Here is a 230-nt window from a genome sequence, read left to right as displayed (position 1 = left end):
CTGCTTCTGGCGCTGTCGGTGCTGGCGCCTTCCTGTGGTTTCAAGGCGCTGGCCGCCGAGACCGTTGTCGACGCGCTGGGCCGCCCCGTCGCGCCGGGACCGGCAACCAGGATCCTGACGCTGGGCTCCGACGTCACCGAGATCGTCCACGCGCTCGGCGCCGGCGAGCGGATCATCGCCGTCGATCGCGGCAGCAAATATCCGCCATCCGTGGCCGGGAAGCCTAATGT

The 230-nt window shown here is 69.6% G+C and carries 1 pseudogene; it reads left to right on the top strand.

Features of this window, described 5'->3' with window-relative positions:
* Positions 1 to 230 (top strand): annotated as a pseudogene (locus EOB49_RS36040) (ABC transporter substrate-binding protein); the annotation flags it as partial.

The organism is Mesorhizobium sp. M7A.F.Ca.MR.148.00.0.0 (assembly GCF_003997735.1).
GTDB lineage: Bacteria > Pseudomonadota > Alphaproteobacteria > Rhizobiales > Rhizobiaceae > Mesorhizobium.
Note: the sequence above shows the minus strand (reverse complement) of the source record. Positions and strands in the feature narration are given on the sequence as shown.